The sequence below is a fragment of the Exiguobacterium sp. s138 genome (assembly GCF_018618775.1).
In the GTDB taxonomy this organism is placed as follows: Bacteria; Bacillota; Bacilli; order Exiguobacteriales; family Exiguobacteriaceae; genus Exiguobacterium_A; species Exiguobacterium_A artemiae.
Genome location: NZ_JACSMW010000002.1, coordinates 329,586 through 348,680, shown reverse-complemented (window position 1 = coordinate 348,680; position 19,095 = coordinate 329,586). Strand labels below are relative to the sequence as shown.

Below are 19,095 nucleotides of genomic sequence, written 5' to 3'. Positions count from 1 at the left end.
GGTCTTTTTAAGGCAGGCGAATCACCCATTGGCGAATCTGCTCTTCCAACTGATGTGGATCAAGCGGAGATAAACAATAATCCGTAACGCCGCGTTCCAGCGCCTGTCCCAGCAGTTGATTTTCTTCATCGGCAATCGCAATCACGTCAATGAAGGCCTCACGCGCCTGCTTCCACTGCTTAACCAGCTTAAAATCTGACGTTGCCAGCCGTTCGAGCGGCATCACGTAAAGCTGAATCGATCCGGTTGTTTTTTGATCGTCAGCTACAAGATTAAAATCGTATTTCGGATGAAACGGTAGCTCAATCCGTGAAAGAGATGGCAGTAACGTCTTTTCGACCTTAATGACGACCTCTAGCTTCTCCTTGGCAGTTGCCGTCGCGTACAGGATGACCTGGTTCCGTCCGTTTCGCTTGGCTTGATAGAGAGCTTCGTCTGCTTCAGACGTCATCTCTTCTAAATCCATCAGAATATCATCGATGATCGTTAATCCGATTGAAACCGTTACTTTCAACCCGTTCGGAAAGGTATGACGTTCAATTCGTGACCGAACCCTTTCCATCATCTCTGCGGCATGTTTCGAATTGTCTGCACTAAACAGCACCATAAATTCTTCGCCTCCGAAGCGGATCAACTCGTCGTCTTGTCGGAGAGCTTGTTTCGTCAAAGCTGCCAGTTCGGTCAACACAAGATCCCCTGTTGGATGTCCATGCAAATCATTAATTCGTTTGAAGTGGTCTAAATCGAAAATGGCCAGAGCAAACAGCTGATGATCGCGTTCCAACCGCGATGTCCGTCTCCGGTAGGCATTTTGAAGGTATTTCCGGTTGAAGGCACCCGTTAACTCATCAACTAATATCGATGAAGACACGGCACGTAATTTCCGTAGCAGCCGTTGAAGGCGAATCTTACGTTCGTCAATCCCTACCGTCTCATCCCAGTAATCATCTGCTCCAAGTGCATAACACACCTGACGGACCGTCGGGTCATTCGGACCAATCAAAATCAGCGGAATGAACGCGGTTTCCAATTTTCTAATCAGCTTCTTCAGTAATGTATCTTCTGTCATGCGAATGATTTCGTAATCAATCAGCATCGCATCGACATGCAAATCGTATCCGACTTCCAGTGTATCTTCGATTGAACCAAAAAAACGTGTCATGTAACGTTCATGCTCCAGTGCTTTTTTCCATTGAATGTTATCCAAAAACCGTTTCGTGACCGAAAGAATCATTTCCTTGCGTACGACTTTCTTCCGTCCCCGTTCTGACAAATGATCGATGACCGGTGCGAGCAGCTTCACGATCTGTTCATGCGTGACTTCTTCCGCTGCCCCGTTCAATTCACTTCCCCAGCCTGCTGTCTGCCGCTCAAAGAAATTTGCTTGATCATATTCGCTGAATCGGTTCAGCCATTGTGCGAAAACAAGCAACTCCGATTTCGGAACCGTATCCATCCGGAGTAAACGTTCGACCATCAGAATCGTCTGATCGATTTGTTTTTCAATTTGTTGTTTGGTTGTTTCCACGAGTCTTCCCTCTCTTTCTATACAGCCGAAATCATCCGTTCGACTGAAAAGAAAACGAGGGAAGGCCCTCGTTTTCGATTATGCTTTTAAGTTCGGATGGACCATGTCCGCCGGAACGATCCATTGATCGTATTGTTCTTCTGTCAATAAACCGGTGGCAAGTGCCGCCTCTTTTAAAGTTGTACCCTCTTTGTGCGCAGCTTTAGCAATCCGAGCTGCATTTTCATACCCGATATGCGGATTGAGTGCCGTGACAAGCATTAAGGAACGTTCGACGTTCTCAGCGATGACAGTCCGCTCCGGCTCGATTCCGATGGCACAGTGATCATTAAACGACTGAAGGGAATCCGTCAATAACCGAACCGACTGGATGTAGTTATACATAATCACCGGCTTAAAGACATTGAGTTCAAAGTTCCCTTGACTTGCAGCAAATCCGATTGTCGCATCATTTCCAAGGACTTGAGCAGCGACCATCGTCAACGCCTCGCTTTGAGTCGGATTAACTTTTCCCGGCATGATGGAGCTTCCCGGTTCATTTTCCGGAATCGTAATCTCACCGATTCCGGCACGCGGACCGGATGCGAGCCAGCGGACGTCATTGGCGATTTTCATCGCATCCATCGCGAGTGCCTTGATGGCTCCATGGGAAAAGACGAGTTGATCATGGCTCGTCAGGGCATGGAATTTATTTTCTGCGCTGACAAACGATTTTCCGGTTTCTTCACTCATTTTTTCAGCTGCCCGGTCTCCGAATTCCGGATGGGCATTGATGCCGGTACCGACAGCCGTTCCGCCGATTGCCAGTTCCTTCAACGGTTCTAATGTCAATTCAATCATTTTTTTCGAAAGTTGTAACATACGGACCCAGCCGCTGATTTCCTGACCCAGTGTAATCGGTGTGGCGTCCTGTAGATGGGTCCGGCCGATTTTGACGATGTCTGAGAAGGCTTTGGCTTTCTCGTCAAGCGTTGCGTGGATCGCATCGATTGCCGGCAACAATTGATCGATGACAATCGTCTTCGCTGCAATATGCATCGCAGTCGGATATGTATCGTTTGAACTTTGTGATTTATTGACATCATCATTCGGATGGATGACCTTGTCACTTCCCCGCTCGGCAAGTTTCCGTGTTGCGACCCGGGCAACCACTTCGTTAACGTTCATGTTCGATTGTGTACCGGAACCCGTCTGCCAAACGACCAGTGGAAATTCTGCATCGAACTGTCCGGCGATGATTTCGTCACAGACTTCCGCAATCACTTCCGCTTTTTCTTGATCCAAGACCCCTAGATCACGATTGGCTAGTGCTGCGCACTTTTTCAGAACGGCGAATGCCCGAATGATTTCAATCGGCATCTTTTCCGTGCCAATCTTAAAGTTTTCCAGACTGCGTTGTGTTTGTGCTCCCCATTCCTGTGCTTCCGGGACACGAATTTCCCCCATCGTGTCATGTTCTAAACGGTATTCCATAATCATTTCCCCCTTTATCTGCTGATACATTAATAGTTTAACGGAAACCGACTCGAATGGGAATGATAGAGGCCGGTTTGGGGAATAGTTTGTTATCGAAAAGGAGTGAATGCTTGATGTGGTTGATTAACTTAACAATCGTTTTACTTTTAATTCTGGCGAATGGGATCTTTGCGATGACGGAACTGGCTTTACTGTCCTCCAAAAAATCCAAGTTGCAACAATATGCGGACGATGGAAAAAAATCCGCTCAAGTCGCCCTCGACTTTTTGGAACGTCCGACGGATTTGCTGTCGACGGTTCAAGTCGGCATTACCTTGATTGGCATCATCAACGGAGCCTTTGGCGGTGCTGCTTTATCCGCTCCGTTAATTGACTGGCTCGCCGGTTTTGAGTGGCTGGCACCTTACGCCAGTACGATCGGCTATGTCGTCGTCGTCACGATCATTACTTATTTATCGCTTGTCGTCGGTGAACTGGTCCCAAAACGAATTGCCCTCGTCAGTCCGGAGCGTGTCACGATGATTCTGGCACAACCGATGCGGATATTCTCAAGTGTCTTAAAGCCGTTCATCTTCATCTTGAGTAAGTCAACAAGCGTTATTTTCCGGATGATCGGACTTGACCGGCTTCAAACGGAAGACGAGACGGAAGATGAAGTCAAACAGTTGTTGATTCGCGGGACAAAAGAAGGAACGTTCGCAACGTCAGAAGCAGAACAAGTCTCGCGTGTATTCGCTTTTCACGATCAGTTGGCGTATGAATTGATGGAACCGCGTACGGTGACGGAATGGATTGATTTGACGGATTCTCCCGATGAGATTTTAGCTGATTTACGAAGCGCAAAACACCGGAATCTTCCTGTCGGTCACGGTGATTTGGATCACTTCGTCGGATACGTCGATGCCAAGGAAATTCTAGCTTCCGAGCAGCCGATCGCTGTCATCGAGTCCATGATTCACACTCCGCTCATCGTCCCGAAACAGTTGCAAGCAACTGTCCTGCTCGAACGGATGCGCAAGGAAACGGTTTCCATTGCCTTTGTGCTCGATGAATATGGCGGCTTTTTGGGAATGATTACATTATTTGATATCTTGGAAGCATTTGTCGGTGAAATCTCGACGGTCGAAGAGGAACCGGAACTTGTCCAGCGGACGGACGGGTCTTATTTAGCAGACGGCTTACTGCATATCGATGATTTAAAACGGGTGCTCGGTATTAAAACAGACTTACCTGGCGAAGCAAAAAATAGTTATCATACCGTCGCCGGGCTCGTCTTATATCTGCTCGGCGAGTTTCCGGTTCGCGGAAGTCACGTGACAAGCGACGGTTATCGTTTTGAAGTCGTTGACTTGGATGGTCGGCGGATCGATCAAATCTTAATCGAACGACTGGAAGATCCGGTCGATGAGACGTCTCTATGAAAAAACTGACCGGATCTGTGCGATCCGGTCAGTTTTTTTGATTAATGTTCATTTAAAGCATCTTTTGCCACTCGATCGGCTTTATTTTCCGACCGTGGAATCCATTTGACGAATGCCAGCGGTAAACGGGAAAACCGTTCGAATGCCGGATCAAAATAAATCTGAATCCGCTTATTTTTGGCAAACTCGCGTTCGACTGCCAACGAAACAGCTTCCGAATCCGTCCGGAAAGAAAACACACTTTCTCCTTGCGTGACTAATTCTTCGGCTAATTCGACCGCTTTTAAAAATGCCTGGAATTCAGCTTCGTGATTATTTTCAGCCGTAATCCGAAATGTCCGTTCAATAACCTGACCTTCTGAGTTTTTGCAGAAAATACCGACTGCCGCATCATCATTTGAGGGACGGACCGCTCCGTCAAAATACAACTCAACCATGTTCTCTCGCCGCCTTTACACCTTTTCGAATCGCTTGTTCATCTAGATTTTTTCCGATGAAGACCAGCGTTGTTTGTTTAGGTCCTTCAAATTCACCGCGTGTTGCCGTTCCGTAAATCATGCCCGTTCCTTGTAAAATGGTCTTCCGATCCGTATCCGAGAAATGAAGAATACCTTTATAACGGTATAAATCTTCCGCATACGCCTCAAGAATTTCTCGCAGGACAGCACCGAAACGTTGCCGATGCAACGGGACTGGTTCTGTAATCGTTAACGCGGTAAAGGAATCAGCCGCCTTCTGCAAACCATCCGTTTGTTGGGCCAACCGTTCTTCTTCCTGTTTCGGAAAATGGAACGTTTCAAATAACTGTTCGATCGGCGTGTCAGACTCGACCGTCGGCAAAATTAATGCCGTTGGATTCAGTTCGGATAAACGTTTAATGGCAACCGTCACATCATTCACCGAAATCAAATCGGTTTTGTTCAGCAACAAAGTATCAGCAAATCCGATTTGGCGGACGTTTTCTTCAAATGTTAACTGCCGCTCCAGTTGATAAGCATCGACGACCGTAATGACACTTGATATTTGATACTGCTGTTCGACTACCGGTTCAAAATAGAACGTCTGTAGGATTGGGCCCGGATCGGCAATCCCTGTCGTTTCCACAATCAAACGATCAAAAATCATTTCACCATGCCGTCTTTTTTTCGCAATCCGAAGTAACGCCTCCCGTAAGTCCCCGCGAATGGAGCAGCAAATGCAACCGTTCGTCAGTTCGATGACTTCTTCGTCACTTCGCTCGATCAAGGCTTCATCAATGTTTACCGCACCGACTTCGTTGACGAGTAGTGCTACTTTTTCAATCGGATTCGAAACAATCCGGTTTAATAATGTCGTTTTCCCTGCGCCTAAAAAGCCGGTGACGAGGGTCGTTTGAATACGTTCAGACATAGGTTCACTCCTTATGTTAACTGCGACTGGCGCCATTTTTCTTTTCGCGCATCGAGTAAATCGATGGCGTGCAAATACCAGGCGTCCGTTGTCTGCGGGGTAACGCTTGAGCCCCACTCTTTTTTACCATGATGGGATAAAATCATATGCATCAACCGGTGATACTGATCAACCGGAAGCCGGACAGCTTCTGCTTGTAGTGCTTGTTCCAGGACAAAACAACCGTACGGCATATGACCAACCAACACACCGTTCGGATCTAGAGCAATCCCGGATAATTTTTCATCGGTCGGTTCCGTTTGGACCAAACGGGAAAAACGGTCACCGCTTGCCCCAAGGTGGGTATATTCAAAGATTTTTCCGATATCGTGCAATAAAATACCCAACAGTAATTCATCCTGATGCGGTCGTTCGTTTAACAGGGCAATCGAACGTGCAGACTGATACAACGCATCAAAGCTGTCGTCCCAGGCAAATTGGCGCATGTCCCGTTCACCTGCTTGGAATAAATCATTTTTGTGATCCGCTTCGGCTTCCTGAATACATTGTAACAGCGTCAAATCGGGCCGTTCCGATTGACAGATGCCAAAACCAATCGTCATCATACACGCCGTATGCTTTAACAATCCACCGATATAGGCATGATGATGATACAAGGCTGCCGGACGAGTCGAAAAATCGTCCCAATAGGCGGATACCACCCGATGTGCGACTTGCCGGAGCGGTGCCTCCATTTTTTCAATCAATCCGATCAATTGATCACGGTAGTCTTGTGCGGATTCACCTGCTGGCATTTGCGGTAAATAGGCGGTACCCGATTGATCGTGCACAGCTTTCACCGTCTGGACCGTTAAAGATTTGTTTCCGGAATCAACGGGATATTCATCTACCTTGGCCGAGACATGAACGATTCCGGTTTCAAGATACGGACGCATCGCCTCTTCTGCTGTTCCCTGGTTCAACCATTGTTTCCCTTTGCAGGAACCACTTGGAGAGTTGAAGGTGAACTGTAACCATTCACGATCTGTCTGACTTGTTTTAATTTCAGCTGATGCGACAAGCAAGGTTTCTTCCACCTGTTCTCCAGGAACATGGTTCGAGATCAGAAAGCCGGTCGTCTTCTCAGTTCCGTCGACCGGATAATCTTCTCCGCTGTAAACCGGCAATTCAAGCTCGGGAATCGCTTTAAATAATCGAATCATCGTCAACACTCCTCTCATTTACTCTGCCTCTCATGATAACAAATCTTCCTGATTCCTGCATATGCTAAAACATTCATTGTAAGCGCTTCATTTATGATTTAAAATGACAAGTGAAGACAAATTATCCATGATAAGGAGGATTACCGGATGATTTTTTCATTATCGACTTGTTATGACACCGTTCAAGCTTCAGAACTGGAGCCGGAACAAACTATTGTCACTCGTGAACAGCTTCGTCAAGCCGTTTCGGTTTATGATCCGCTTGCTCTGAAAAATCCTTGTTTATTACATCAACTCATTGATCAAGAAATGATCTTAGCATGCCGACAAGTGGAGGCACTTGGTTTATCACTTGAAGCAACCCCTGTTAAGCTGTTGATTGTCTCGTCATTTAATCCGGGTGCCGGCTTTGATACGGTAGAAATCGATCGCATGTCCCATGAGACATTAAAACGGCAACTTGCAACGAACGATGTCGTTTTCTCACGGTTCATCCAGCAACTGTTTCTTCATCAAACACAACCCGACATTCTCTGTCAACGTTTGATGACCGTGTTAGCCGGCGCGACGGCGAAAAAAGCACGTGTTCGAGCTGAGCGCCTTCAAACTTCCTGGGCCATCCTGCATTAAGCATACAAAAAGTCCTGACTCAAATGAGTCAGGACTTTTTTTCAACGACCTGGCATTCCAGCTCCTTGATGGACATTTCTAATGAAAATGCGGCATTCCGCTTCGTCATATTCTATATACATCATTGCAGAATATTGGAAATATGTCAATTTATTTTTCAAAAAAAAGTGGGATAACTTCGTCTGAAGTTATCCCGAATGGAAGAGTGAATAATTACCATGGCAATGCTTAATTTCATAATACAATGCAATGGAAGCGTTTACAAGTCTTTATCGAAAATTCTTTCAAGAAAATATTCTTCTGTTAACGGACGATGAAGAACTTCGATCCCGCTTTGACGCATCAGTGTCAAACCATCCCCGTATTCGTAGCCTGTTGAATAGACGACACGATCGATCTTCGAGGCGATCAAGGCTAAGCTGCAGGCATGACAGGGACTGTGTGTCACATAGGCTGTCGCATGGCGGGCGCTCGTCGAGTCGGCCGCAAGTTTTCCGAGTGCATTGATTTCAGCATGAATCTCGTTCATCTTCGACCATTCGTGGTGTTCTTCTTGGTTGTTACAGCGGTAAAATACTTGACCGTTATGTACGATTGACAAGGCATCGGTCTTTCCTTCAGATTCTGCTTTATACAGGATGTTGTCCTGCTTTAAATAGATTTCATTACAATTCACGTGCTGACTCGGTGTTCCATTGATTCCAATCGATATCGGTTTCTCATCTTTGACGATGACACAAGCAACGGACTTTGACGCACACTTTGAATGGCGATCCGCCATCATCCGTGCAAACAAAAGCCAGGTCGTATCCCATTGATGTTGTTTTTTCATCATAACGTTTTCCCCCTGAATAACTATTTTAAAAAAACCACTAAGGAACACATAAATGTGTTCCTTAGTAAGGGCGGTTTGGTAATTCGCGATTTTTTGAAGCCACTTCCATGACTTTTTGCTTCAATTCATTTTCCATTCGTTCAAGCTCGTGTTCCGCATCACGACGTTTTTGTTTTCCGTCCTGTTGAATGCGAAGCGTTTCATCCAACGTTTCGATCAGGTTTTGGTGCGCCACTTTCAAGGACTCAACAGACACGATTCCTTTTTCGTTTTCTTCTGCAATTTCGATCGATGAATCTTTGAGCAGTCGTGAATTTTGTTCCAACAATTGATTCGTCGTATTCGTGACGTCTTTTTGCATCTGCAGGGCTGTTTTTTGCCGCGACAGACTGAGCGAGAGAACGACTTGGTTTTTCCAAAGTGGAATCGTATTGACGACCGCTGATTCAATCTTCTCCGCTAAAATCTGATTGTTTTGTTGAATGACACGAATTTGTGGAGCCATTTGTAAACTAATTGTCCGTGACAGTTTTAAGTCATGGATTTTCTTTTCAAATCGATCAGCGAGCTGAATCATGTCATTGAGTTCCTGTATCCGCGTCTGATCCTGTGACCGTTCGACTTCCATACGTAACGGTTCGATTTCATGTTCTCTGACATGTTTAATCTTTGTTTCCCCTGCAGCGATGTAGAGGTTCAGTTCTTCGAAGTACCGTTTATTTTTTTGATACATCTGATCAAGCAGCGTGATATCCTTCATCAAACCGAATTTTGAACGATCCAGATTATGAACGACTTCTTCCAGGTAAGCACTCATTTTTTCGTACTGTAAAAAGTACGTCTCTGCTTTTTTCTTCGCCCGGCCGATGACCGGAACATTGGACCAGAAACTTTTCTTTTCCTGTAATGTATCCGGATCCATCTGACGGACCCGTTGCATTAAATCCGACAAAAGTTTGCCGGCATCGCCGCCGTCTTTCATTTTCACTTCACTCAACACTTGATCTGAAAACTGTGACAATTCGCGTTGAACCGGTGCCCCGTACTGCATGACGGCATCTGATTTGTTTAAATCGATGACTTGGAGCAACCGTTCAATTTTTTGGCGTTGTTCTGCCGGAACGTCACTCGGGATCATGTCTTCGACCGGCCGGACCGGTGCAGCCGGACGGGATGTCGCTTCCGCAAGGTTCAAGTCAACGGACGGATCCGAAATTGTCGGTTGTGTCGTTGATTCTTCTTCCGGCCATTGTTGCCAACTGTTGTTATCAGAATGGGTCATGTTTATAACTCTCCTCCTGTTTTCGTTGTTCTGACTCTTGTGCCAAAACCTTTTCAATCGTTAACAATTCACGTTCTAAGTCTACTGTATCGCCTTCTAACAACAACGATTGCTGTTGTTTTAACTTCTCGGCGATCAGTTTCAGATTGGATTGCAACTGTTCCCGTGTGTCAAGTTGAACTTGCGCTCCTCGCCGTTCGAGATCCGCAAACTTTTCTGAAATCGAGAGCAGCGAATCCAGATAAAATGTAAAGAAATCACGGACTTTTTTGACTTCACGCGGCGCCGTGAACAATTCTTCAAACAGGACATGGGCTTCCCGGGAAACAATCCGCATTTCAGAGCGGACTTCACTATCCCGGATCGCCGGAATGATTTTATCGAAGGATTGAAGTTTAGCAAATCCTTCTTCGACCGTCCGCTGTAAGACCTGAAGCTCTAAATCATCCGTTTCATCGAACCTTCGCGTTGCTTGTTCCGGTTTTAAGATGACACTTCCGACAAACTCATCTTCATCATCAAGCAACAGTTTCTTTTTCACATTTTTTCGTTTTAATTCCGTTGATTTCCGTTCAGTCCGATACCGTTTTCCCGGTTTTGCACGATAACCGCTCCAAATGAACCAGAGACCCAGTGCAATAAAAATGCCGGAAAAATTCAAGGCATCCGCCACTTGAAGAAATACGAACATCAGACCGATGGAACCAAAGATCCACCATGTAGAAGACTTCACCTCATCACCACCCCTTTTGATTGTTTCTTCTATTCTGTCTTCACTGTCTGCACTTTAATTATTTGTTACTTATATCTTACCATTACGCATCATATAACAAAAAGTTTCCCGTTTTAGAGAAATGTTAGTCCTCTCTATTTCTTATTTCACCATAATCTATCGAGCGTGACATCCGTCTCAAGTTTGATTTCTGCCATCATACCGGCAACAAAAAAAGTCCGTCCGCAAAACATTGCAGACGGGCTTTTAACTAGACTTGTCACTATTTTTTTCTTAAGAACCAAACAGCGGCCAAATCAAGATAATCAAAATGGCGAGCGGACTTAAATAACAAATACTGAAACGCCAAAACGGAAGAATCCGTTTCATCAGCGGACTTGTGACAAGTTCTTGTTCGACTAGAGCGCGATCCAATTTAAATCCGGCAAAAAATGAAATCAACAAGGCACCAATCGGCATCAGGAGATTGGAAACGGTAAAGTCCATCCAGTCAAAAACCGTTTTATCCATCCATGTGATGTCAGCTGCCATACCAAATGAAAGAGCGGATGGAATACCGATTACCCCGATTAATATCGTGGCAATGATCGTATTTCGTTTTTTATCCCGGAACGTCGCGGTTTCTTTCCGGTCCGTAATAGCGGACACCACCACTTCAAGCATCGCAATAGATGAAGTAATCGATGCGAATGCGAACAAGAGGAAAAACAGGACCAAGAACAACGATCCGAATTGGATTTGACTAAACACCGTCGGCAAGACGATGAACAATAACGAAGGGCCTTCCGCCGGATCGAGACCGGATGCGAAAACAGCCGGGAAAATGGCGAATCCTGCAAGCAAGGAGACGACCACATTCAACGACACGATCCAGATCGCGGAACGATTGATTTGTCCCCGTTCCTTCATGTACGAAGCATAAGTCAGCATCGCTGATACGCCTAACGATAAAGAAAAGAACGCTTGCCCTAACGCACTAAGGACCGATGTCCGGTTCAGGGCCGAGAAGTCAGGTTCGATGAAGAAGCGGACTCCCGCGCCTGCTCCTTCGAGTGTCAACGAACGAACGACAAGAACGATGAAACAGAGGAAAAGTAAAGGCATCATGATTTTACTCATTTTTTCAATACCGGCCTGCACTCCGCGTAAGACAATCACACACGTAATGATCAGAAAAATTAACTGTCCTGTAATGGCATAACCGGGCGAACCGGAGACTGTCGCAAATAATTCACCCAAGTCCGCCCCATTCATCGACGTTAAATTTCCGGAAAACCCTAGCACGATATAGATGAGAACCCAACCGCCGATGACACTGTAAAATGAGAGCAACAGAAAACACGCGATAACACCGAGCCAACCAATAAACGTATATTTTTTATGACCAAGCTCTGAAAAAGCTCGTAAGGCGGTTTTGCCACTCGTCCGCCCGATTAAGAATTCGGCAATCAATACCGGTAATCCGAGCAAAAGCGTAAAGGCCAAAAATAATAATAAAAATGCCCCGCCTCCGTTTGTTCCCGTTGTGTATGGGAACTTCCAAATTGCGCCCAGCCCGATCGCTGATCCAGCTGCCGCCAAAATAAATCCAATCTTTGAAGCCCATGCATTTCCCTTCATGTGCTCACCCTCCTTTTCAAAAATACTTTTCCATTGTACAAAAGTTCATCCAGGAAGTCATCCTTTATCAAACATTTTCTTTAAAGCGTCAAAGCATAACCGCATATTCGTACTGAATTAACGATGTTTCATCCTAAAAAAAATCGAAGTCCGTATGAGGAACTTCGATCCGAAAACACTTTATTTAATTGATGATTCGTTTCATGTTAATGCATCAATCCGTCCACTGTACATCTTCAAAAACTCTGGTAATACTTTGACTTCGATCGGCGAATGCATCGCTTTTTCTCCATCCGTATCAATGACTTTCGGAGAGTCGGTTTTTAACGTGAAGCCGCTTGTCAAAATATGTGTAAACGACGGTTCTGTCGCCAGACCTATTTTTTGTAAGATGACATCGCGGATTGTCGTCAAGTTCACTTCATCAACGATGACAAGATCAAGTTTTCCGTCGTTATAAGCGCCTTCTGACAGATTGGTTCCGATGCCACCCAGTGATTCCCCGTTCGCAGCTAAAATCAGCACGGCTTCTCCCGTCATTTTTTGACCTTCCGCTAACTTGAGCTCGTAAGAAAACGGTTCTGCCTCCATACTGGATCGAATCGTTGAGAGATAATATCCCATCTTACCGAGACGGGCTTTTTCTTCTGTATCAATTCCGATGGAAGCTTCCGCAATCAGACCTAAACCAAGGAAGTTCAAGAAGTACGTATCATTGACCTGCCCGAGATCGACTTCGACGATTTGCTGGGTCGCAATCATTCCGGCAGCTAACCGTGGCACCATTGGTAATCCGAGCGTCCGGGCAAAGTCGTTACACGTACCACCCGGAATGATACCGAGAACCGGACGGGTCTCAAGTTTCGCGATTCCATTGATGACTTCAAAAACAGTCCCGTCCCCGCCGATGACGACGAGGGCATCAAAACCGTCCGCTTCTTCTGCAAAATGTAAGGCATCAAGGACTTTGGCAGTTTGCCGAATGACGATTTCGTCAAACATCGCTGCCAACGGATCAATCACATCCTGTAAAAGTCCGGCGCGGTTGGACCCGGCCGTCGGGTTACTGATCAATAGCAATCTCATTTCAGAATTCCTTCTTTCTGTAAATAGTCGCGTGCGACTTGATTGGCTGTTTTCCCGCCATAAGCGACCGCTTCATTCATTTTTGACATCTCGCTGTCGGAAATTTTTCCATCCAACTGCTTTAATGCCTGTTCGACTTCCGGATATTCGTCTAACGTCTCTTGTCGAAGAAGAGGAGCCCCCTCATAAGGCGGGAATAGTTGCTGATCATCCTCTAACACAACCATGTTATATTTGGCGATTTCCGGATCGGTCGAATACGCATCGATGACTTGAATATCACCCGACTGGACGGCTTTATAACGTAGTTTCGGTTCCATCGTCACCACTTCTTTGAAATTGACACCGTATTTTTCTTGAATTCCTTTATAGCCGTCTTGCCGATCTTTAAACTCTAATGTAAATCCGGCTTTTAATTGATCCGCTACTTGCTGTAAATCGGAAATCGTCTTTAATTGATATTGGTCTGCCACCTTTTTCGGAACGGCGACAGCATAGGTGTTGTTATAGTTCATCGGAGGCAACAGTGCCAGCTTTTGTTTAGCAAGACCATCGCGTGCCTGCTCAAAAACAGCTTGTTTATCATTCGAGACCGGCTTTTCGTTCGTCAGACTGGCAAGCACTGTGCCCGTGAATTCCGGATACAAATCAATATCACCGGACTGTAAGGCTTTATAGACGAATGTCGTCTTCCCGAAGTTCGGTTTGACTTGAACGTTCAAATCCGTCTGATCTTCAATGACCAGTTTATACATATTCATTAGAATTTCTGGTTCGACCCCTAATTTACCGGCAACGACCAGATCCGGTTGTTCCGTCCTTCCGAGGGCGAATGGTGTAATGATTAATGCTGCAATCAAGGCTAGAGCGACCACAAGTCGACCGGTTTGACGTTTTTTAGTCGCGACTTCTGTCTGTCTTAACAATCCGTCAAACAAAAGAGCGAGCAAGGCGGCAGGAATCGCACCGAGTAATAACAAATAATTGTCATTGCGGTCAATCCCAAGCAGGATGATCGAACCAAGTCCGCCGGCTCCAATCAAGGCGGCAATCGTAGCCGTCCCGATAATCAGAACCATCGCCGTCCGAATCCCGGCCATCATGACCGGCAAGGCAAGCGGAAGCTCAACTTTCATCAAACTCTGCATCGGTGTCATCCCGCAAGCCCGCGCTGCTTCCTTCAGTGAAGGGTCTACTTCCGCTAAGCCCGTATACGTATTTCGGACGATTGGAAGAAGGGCATATAAAACAAGAGCGATGACGGATGGGACTGTCCCGATGCCGACGAGCGGAATCATCAGACCGAGTAACGCGAGTGAAGGAATCGTTTGGATGACTGAAGTGACCCCGATCGACCATTCACTGAACTTTTTGTGGCGCGACAGATAGATACCGAGGGGAATGGCAATCACACAGGCAATCACCAGTGATAAAACAGACAGTTGAATATGTTCAATCAACGCCTGCAACAATTCCGTCTTTCGGTCTTGGTACGTCTCAAACAATCCTGTCATTGGACAGTCCCCCTGACTTGACCCATGAATTCTTGAACAAATTCATCTTTGCTGGCCAAAATCTCTTCTTTTGTCCCAATCAAAACAATCTCGCCGTCATTCATTAAACAGATCCGGCTGCCGAGCTTTAACGCTTCATTCATGTCATGGGTGACGAATAAAATGGTTTTCCCGAGTTCTGCGTTTAAGCGCAACAAATCGTTTTGTAATTGGTCTCTTGAAATCGGATCAAGGGCTGAGAACGGTTCATCCATTAAGATGACGTCTTGTTCTGCCGCCAAAGCCCGCATGACACCCACCCGCTGTTGCTGGCCGCCCGAAAGTTCCCCCGGATATTTTTTTCTTAAATTCTCATTTAAACCGGTTAACTGGAAGAGGTTATGGACACGTTCTTCGACCTTCTTTTTGTCCCACTTCAATAAATGCGGAACGACACTTACGTTTTCTTCAATCGTCATATGCGGAAATAAGGCGATTTGCTGAAGGACGTAACCAATTTGACGACGCAACTCGTGTTCATTGATTGACATGATCGGTTGACCGTTGATCCAAATTTGCCCTTCCGTATGATCAATCAATCGATTGACCATTTTCATCGTCGTCGTTTTCCCGCAACCGGACGGACCGATCAGACAAAAGATTTCCCCCTGATCGACTGTAAAGTTTAAATCGCGGACCGCTTTAGTTCCATCTGGATATGTTTTTCCAACTGCTTTAAATTCAATCACGTACGATCCCTCCAGCACCTTAATGTAGTCAAGTCTATTCTTTATTATCTTTGTAAAATTTCCCTGATTTAACCGTTCTGAAACCTGCTTTACACGATTGGAAGACACAAAAAAACCGGCAGAAGATTCTGTCCGGTTTACTGTTTATTTTGTCTTACGCTCTAATAATTCAATCTCTGATTTGATTAAAACTTGTTTCTCAAATTCAAACCCAAGAGATTCGAAGTTTTTTGTATGCGAGAGATCGCCTACTACCGTATTTGTTAATACAGCCGTGACTTCCGCCACCCAACCTTCTTTTGTTTTTACCATATCACCGACGATATAATCAAATAACTCTTCTTCTTCCATCTTCTTCATCTCCTGACACGTTCAGATAGTCTTAATCATATAAAAGAACCTGTGAAAAAGCTAGTATTGCGTCAAGGTACGTAACATCTGCCGTAAAATCTTCGCAGTCAGTCCCCAAATCAAATACTCTTCATGTTCGTAAAAATGTTCGACTGTTTTATATGTCCGGTCGACATATGCATCCCGGTTCGCCAGACGATCCGTTGGAACGGTTTTACCGGGACGAATCCGCCACTCCATTTCACCTTGAATCGGTTCTGCTGCAAGCAAGTCGGCAAGCGCCACATAAAAGATATGGTCGACTTCCATCGGCGACGGCTGAATATCCTCCGCTGTCAGGATGCCGAGATACGGATAGATGATGGAACGATTGGGCGTGACGAGCGGTTCCAATGTTCCGATGATTTCAATTTCAGTTTCGCGAATATTCAATTCTTCCGTTGTTTCCCGCACTGCCGCTGCTCTCGGCTGTTCTCCGGGATCAATCCGACCGCCGGGAAATGCAATTTCTCCCGGTTGCGAACGCAACGTCTTCGCCCGTACTTGGAATAAGAGATGCACTTCCCCGTCCCGCTCTACTAGTGGGAGTAAAACGGCTGCGGCATTTTTAGGAAGCTGTTCCGTAGAAGACGCAAACACGCGTTTGACGTCATGTAATCGAATTTCTTTCATCGTGTTTCCTGCGCCACTTTCTGATACGCTTCTTCGAGATGACGCATCCGAACGATCAAATCGGCATTTTTGGCGATACGATCCGCCAGAATCGATCCGGCGACGACCTTGTAATAGGCGTTTAATGCTTGGATTTTTGTCATGTACGCTTCATTTTGTTGCATGTATTCTCTGAAGTTACTCATCAGACGTTCTGTCGTAAATAATTGCTCGTTCACTGCTCTCATCCTTTCAGACGGTTTGCCGTCCAGTCGATAGTTTAATGGTAGCGAGTTTCGGCTAAGAAGTAAAATAAGGGGGGCTATCCGTGAAGAAAAAAATAGATGTATTGATTATTGGTGCCGGACCGACCGGCTTGACATTAGCGCTTGCCTTATCGCGTTACGGACTGACGTTTCGGATCATTGAACGCGCAAGCGGTCCATCTGTCGTTTCAAAAGCCATCGGTATTCAGGCACGATCACTCGAGTTGTTCGCACGTCTTGGTGTAGCCGATGCCTTAATGGAGAACGCCATTAAAATCAATCAAGGTAACTTATATGTCAATGGTGCCTGGCAGGCAAAACTTGACTTTACGGATTTAAATACACCGTTTCCTTTCGTCACCTTGTTGCCGCAAAGTGAAACAGAACGAATTCTTGAGACACGTCTAAAAGAAGACGGTCATACGGTCGAACGTGAAACTGAGTTGACCGGCTTCGCACAATTTCCGACATTCGTCACCGCATCGATTCGAAAACATGATGTCACGGAAACGGTCGATGCTTCCTTCATCATCGGGGCAGATGGGGCCAACAGCTTTGTCCGGCGTGAACTCGGACTCCCGTTCAGCGGGAAATCTTTTAAAGAATCCTGGGCACTGGCCGACATTGAAGTCGATTGGCCGTTGTCATCGGAAGAAGTGCATATTTTCTTCTCTGATCACGGTGTCATCGAATCCTTCCCGCTACAGTCGAATCTTTTCCGAATTACCGGTAATTTAACGAATGGTACCGTTCCGACCGACCATTCCGCTATCGAAGACTTCTTAAAAAATCGGGCGAAGGTGCCGTTCACTTTAAAGAAAGTCCATTGGTATTCCATGTTCCGCGTTCATAATCGAATCATCGAGAAGTTTGGACACCACCGGATCTATTTGATTGGTGACGCCGCGCATATCAATTCACCGGTTGGCGGACAAGGAATGAACACCGGCATTGCCGATGCGATGAATTTAGCCTGGAAACTGTGGTGCGTCCACCGGTTTAAAGCCAGTTTCCCGTTACTTGATTCGTACAGCGTCGAGCGACGCGAAGCAGCGCGCGGTATTTTACGTTCTACGAACCTTGCGACTGAGCTGTTACAGATCAATGTTCCCTTCTTATTGCCGCTTCAGGAAAAAGTCATTCGAAACAGTTTAAAGATTACACCGTTACACCATTACGTCACGAACCGGATTGCACAACTCAACAGTAATTATCAATCATCGCGGTTGTTTGTCACACAAGGCAATTTCCCGCTTTTGACGCCGCGTCCGGGAGAACCGATGCCGTACAGTGAAGTTGTCAATCCGCGCACGAAAAAAAATGAACTGTTGTTGCGACGGGCAGATCGTAACTTCCTGCTCCTGCTGTTCCTGCCGCGTGAAGCCGGTGAACAGACACTGTTGCCGTTTAAAGAATTGGCCTATTCGTATCCGGACCTGTTCGAAACCGTTTCGATTCACCAGGAACTGAAAGATGACGGCGTCGTCGATCAGGGCGGCGAACTGGCACGAAAGTTTGGGATTAAACAAGCCGGCCTGTATTTGATTCGCCCGGACGGATACATTGCTTACCGCCAGCAGGGTTTAAAGATTCAATCCTTCTCACGTTATCTTGAACGTTTACTTTATGCCCGTTAAGGACGTATGATAAAGATGAGGTGAGGTTTTTATATGGACTTTAACACGATTCGAATTCTATTGATTGTTGTACTTGTTTTATGCTTTCTCTTCATCGTTACACGACGTACAAAAGAATCCTTACGTTGGGTCTTGCTCGGCGAAGAGTTTGGTGAAAAAGGAGAACGGTTGGCACGCGATCACGATCGGCTCGAACAAGCAGGACTTCATGTCCGGATGGAACGAGGCGTCAAAACCTCATTTTTGTTCCGTCGCTTCAGTAAAGATTTAGACGATCGGGTGGCGCTGTATGTCTTAAAAGAAGAGTTGCCCGAAGCCGAAGTGATTCTGCATCGGACGTAACACAAAAACACGGGATCTCCGTCCGGAGATTCCGTGTTTTATTACATAGTGACGTGTTTTTTAAGTAAGACAAGATTAATCTTCTTGATGAGGACGTCCGAAAACTGCTTTTTCAAGATTAGAAATTCGGCGTAACATATCGTAATTTGACGAATTCGAAGGTGGCGCTGTCACTTCTGGTTCTGATCGCCGCTCATCCCGTTTGAAACCGATAGAAGATGATGAAGATTTCGCCTCTGCCAATTCTCTTGTCAACCGCTCGATTTCTCGTTCGAATCCTTCATAATCCTTGATGACTTGATCGAGATAACCATCGACGTCTTCAATCACATATCCACGTAATCCGGTTTTGAACTCTTTTTTGTAAATATCATCTGCTGTCAATAACGGCTTATACATATGCT

At 45.9% G+C, this 19,095-nt stretch carries 20 protein-coding genes; 4 read left to right on the top strand and 16 right to left on the bottom strand.

Annotated features, from left to right (window positions below):
* Positions 1–7: 7 nt before the first annotated feature.
* A complete protein-coding gene (locus tag KNP91_RS05640; RefSeq protein ID WP_214764501.1) occupies positions 8–1,528 on the bottom strand; it encodes a diguanylate cyclase in 1,521 nt (506 codons plus the stop codon).
* Between the two features lie 78 nt (positions 1,529–1,606).
* A complete protein-coding gene (fumC, locus tag KNP91_RS05635) occupies positions 1,607–3,001 on the bottom strand; it encodes a class II fumarate hydratase (RefSeq protein ID WP_214849045.1) in 1,395 nt (464 codons plus the stop codon).
* Positions 3,002–3,117: 116 nt separating this feature from the next.
* Between fumC and KNP91_RS05630 the strand changes: the two genes are divergently transcribed.
* Positions 3,118–4,425 (top strand): hemolysin family protein, encoded by a 1,308-nt coding sequence (locus KNP91_RS05630; RefSeq protein ID WP_214764493.1) that lies wholly within the window; start codon positions 3,118–3,120, stop codon positions 4,423–4,425.
* 41 nt (positions 4,426–4,466) lie between these two features.
* Here the strand turns inward: KNP91_RS05630 and KNP91_RS05625 are convergent, their stop codons facing one another.
* From KNP91_RS05625 to KNP91_RS05615, 3 genes are read right to left on the bottom strand one after another with little or no spacing between them, the layout of a single operon-like run.
* A complete protein-coding gene (locus tag KNP91_RS05625; RefSeq protein WP_214764487.1) occupies positions 4,467–4,862 on the bottom strand; it encodes a ribonuclease HI family protein in 396 nt (131 codons plus the stop codon).
* Positions 4,855–5,814: a CobW family GTP-binding protein gene (locus KNP91_RS05620; RefSeq protein ID WP_214764479.1), complete on the bottom strand. Its 960-nt coding sequence runs from the start codon at positions 5,812–5,814 to the stop codon at positions 4,855–4,857. Before KNP91_RS05620 ends, KNP91_RS05625 begins: the two co-directional genes overlap by 8 nt.
* 11 nt (positions 5,815–5,825) lie before the next feature.
* Complete coding sequence (locus KNP91_RS05615) at positions 5,826–7,016, bottom strand: HD domain-containing protein (RefSeq protein WP_214849042.1); 1,191 nt, start codon at positions 7,014–7,016, stop codon at positions 5,826–5,828.
* Positions 7,017–7,163: 147 nt separating this feature from the next.
* Between KNP91_RS05615 and KNP91_RS05610 the strand changes: the two genes are divergently transcribed.
* Positions 7,164–7,646: a hypothetical protein gene (locus KNP91_RS05610; protein ID WP_214849039.1), complete on the top strand. Its 483-nt coding sequence runs from the start codon at positions 7,164–7,166 to the stop codon at positions 7,644–7,646.
* A 259-nt stretch (positions 7,647–7,905) separates the two neighbouring features.
* Here the strand turns inward: KNP91_RS05610 and KNP91_RS05605 are convergent, their stop codons facing one another.
* The 10 genes from KNP91_RS05605 to yvfG all read right to left on the bottom strand — a co-directional run bounded on the left by KNP91_RS05605 (position 7,906) and on the right by yvfG (position 16,694).
* On the bottom strand, positions 7,906–8,478 hold the full coding sequence (locus tag KNP91_RS05605) for a deoxycytidylate deaminase (protein WP_214764736.1): 573 nt from the start codon (positions 8,476–8,478) through the stop codon (positions 7,906–7,908).
* A 64-nt stretch (positions 8,479–8,542) separates the two neighbouring features.
* On the bottom strand, positions 8,543–9,763 hold the full coding sequence (locus tag KNP91_RS05600; RefSeq protein WP_214764455.1) for a toxic anion resistance protein: 1,221 nt from the start codon (positions 9,761–9,763) through the stop codon (positions 8,543–8,545).
* On the bottom strand, positions 9,750–10,496 hold the full coding sequence (locus KNP91_RS05595; RefSeq protein WP_012370622.1) for a 5-bromo-4-chloroindolyl phosphate hydrolysis family protein: 747 nt from the start codon (positions 10,494–10,496) through the stop codon (positions 9,750–9,752). Before KNP91_RS05595 ends, KNP91_RS05600 begins: the two co-directional genes overlap by 14 nt.
* Before the next feature lie 273 nt (positions 10,497–10,769).
* Positions 10,770–12,116, bottom strand: coding sequence for a sodium-dependent transporter (locus KNP91_RS05590; protein WP_214764453.1), 1,347 nt, complete (start codon positions 12,114–12,116; stop codon positions 10,770–10,772).
* A gap of 201 nt (positions 12,117–12,317) precedes the next feature.
* The gene (locus KNP91_RS05585) at positions 12,318–13,202 is read right to left on the bottom strand and encodes a diacylglycerol/lipid kinase family protein (RefSeq protein ID WP_012370624.1); all 885 of its coding nucleotides are present in this window, start codon (positions 13,200–13,202) and stop codon (positions 12,318–12,320) included.
* Positions 13,199–14,716 carry an ABC transporter permease/substrate-binding protein gene (locus KNP91_RS05580; protein ID WP_214764446.1) on the bottom strand — a complete coding sequence of 506 codons (1,518 nt, stop codon included), beginning with the start codon at positions 14,714–14,716 and terminating at the stop codon, positions 13,199–13,201. The genes KNP91_RS05585 and KNP91_RS05580 overlap by 4 nt, the downstream gene beginning before the upstream one ends.
* On the bottom strand, positions 14,713–15,444 hold the full coding sequence (locus KNP91_RS05575) for an ABC transporter ATP-binding protein (RefSeq protein ID WP_012370626.1): 732 nt from the start codon (positions 15,442–15,444) through the stop codon (positions 14,713–14,715). The genes KNP91_RS05580 and KNP91_RS05575 overlap by 4 nt, the downstream gene beginning before the upstream one ends.
* Positions 15,445–15,588: 144 nt before the next feature.
* Complete coding sequence (locus KNP91_RS05570; RefSeq protein ID WP_012370627.1) at positions 15,589–15,795, bottom strand: hypothetical protein; 207 nt, start codon at positions 15,793–15,795, stop codon at positions 15,589–15,591.
* Between the two features lie 60 nt (positions 15,796–15,855).
* Positions 15,856–16,467: an NUDIX hydrolase gene (locus KNP91_RS05565; RefSeq protein WP_214764444.1), complete on the bottom strand. Its 612-nt coding sequence runs from the start codon at positions 16,465–16,467 to the stop codon at positions 15,856–15,858.
* Positions 16,464–16,694 carry a protein YvfG gene (gene yvfG / locus KNP91_RS05560; RefSeq protein WP_233494521.1) on the bottom strand — a complete coding sequence of 77 codons (231 nt, stop codon included), beginning with the start codon at positions 16,692–16,694 and terminating at the stop codon, positions 16,464–16,466. Before yvfG ends, KNP91_RS05565 begins: the two co-directional genes overlap by 4 nt.
* Before the next feature lie 80 nt (positions 16,695–16,774).
* On the opposite strand from yvfG, the gene KNP91_RS05555 reads away from it, so the two are divergent.
* Together KNP91_RS05555 and KNP91_RS05550 are read left to right on the top strand one after the other, a co-directional pair.
* Positions 16,775–18,349, top strand: coding sequence for an FAD-dependent monooxygenase (locus KNP91_RS05555; RefSeq protein WP_012370630.1), 1,575 nt, complete (start codon positions 16,775–16,777; stop codon positions 18,347–18,349).
* A gap of 33 nt (positions 18,350–18,382) precedes the next feature.
* Positions 18,383–18,691 carry a hypothetical protein gene (locus tag KNP91_RS05550; RefSeq protein ID WP_012370631.1) on the top strand — a complete coding sequence of 103 codons (309 nt, stop codon included), beginning with the start codon at positions 18,383–18,385 and terminating at the stop codon, positions 18,689–18,691.
* Positions 18,692–18,766: 75 nt separating this feature from the next.
* On the opposite strand, the gene gpsB is transcribed toward KNP91_RS05550, so the two are convergent.
* Entirely contained in the window at positions 18,767–19,090 is a 324-nt protein-coding gene (gpsB, locus tag KNP91_RS05545) for a cell division regulator GpsB (RefSeq protein WP_214764442.1), read from the bottom strand.
* Positions 19,091–19,095 lie beyond the last annotated feature (5 nt).

Excerpts from the sequence above, each read along its gene's own strand:
- KNP91_RS05590 (WP_214764453.1), bottom strand. The coding sequence starts at position 12,116 with ATGAAGGGAAATGCATGGGCTTCAAAGATTGGATTTATTTTGGCGGCA.
- yvfG (WP_233494521.1), bottom strand. The coding sequence starts at position 16,694 with ATGAGAGCAGTGAACGAGCAATTATTTACGACAGAACGTCTGATGAGT.
- gpsB (WP_214764442.1), bottom strand. The coding sequence starts at position 19,090 with ATGTATAAGCCGTTATTGACAGCAGATGATATTTACAAAAAAGAGTTC.
- KNP91_RS05570 (WP_012370627.1), bottom strand. The coding sequence starts at position 15,795 with ATGGAAGAAGAAGAGTTATTTGATTATATCGTCGGTGATATGGTAAAA.
- KNP91_RS05600 (WP_214764455.1), bottom strand. The coding sequence starts at position 9,763 with ATGACCCATTCTGATAACAACAGTTGGCAACAATGGCCGGAAGAAGAA.
- KNP91_RS05585 (WP_012370624.1), bottom strand. The coding sequence starts at position 13,202 with ATGAGATTGCTATTGATCAGTAACCCGACGGCCGGGTCCAACCGCGCC.
- KNP91_RS05605 (WP_214764736.1), bottom strand. The coding sequence starts at position 8,478 with ATGAAAAAACAACATCAATGGGATACGACCTGGCTTTTGTTTGCACGG.
- KNP91_RS05580 (WP_214764446.1), bottom strand. The coding sequence starts at position 14,716 with ATGACAGGATTGTTTGAGACGTACCAAGACCGAAAGACGGAATTGTTG.
- KNP91_RS05630 (WP_214764493.1), top strand. The coding sequence starts at position 3,118 with ATGTGGTTGATTAACTTAACAATCGTTTTACTTTTAATTCTGGCGAAT.
- KNP91_RS05620 (WP_214764479.1), bottom strand. The coding sequence starts at position 5,814 with ATGTCTGAACGTATTCAAACGACCCTCGTCACCGGCTTTTTAGGCGCA.
- KNP91_RS05565 (WP_214764444.1), bottom strand. The coding sequence starts at position 16,467 with ATGAAAGAAATTCGATTACATGACGTCAAACGCGTGTTTGCGTCTTCT.
- fumC (WP_214849045.1), bottom strand. The coding sequence starts at position 3,001 with ATGGAATACCGTTTAGAACATGACACGATGGGGGAAATTCGTGTCCCG.
- KNP91_RS05625 (WP_214764487.1), bottom strand. The coding sequence starts at position 4,862 with ATGGTTGAGTTGTATTTTGACGGAGCGGTCCGTCCCTCAAATGATGAT.
- KNP91_RS05610 (WP_214849039.1), top strand. The coding sequence starts at position 7,164 with ATGATTTTTTCATTATCGACTTGTTATGACACCGTTCAAGCTTCAGAA.
- KNP91_RS05550 (WP_012370631.1), top strand. The coding sequence starts at position 18,383 with ATGGACTTTAACACGATTCGAATTCTATTGATTGTTGTACTTGTTTTA.
- KNP91_RS05615 (WP_214849042.1), bottom strand. The coding sequence starts at position 7,016 with ATGATTCGATTATTTAAAGCGATTCCCGAGCTTGAATTGCCGGTTTAC.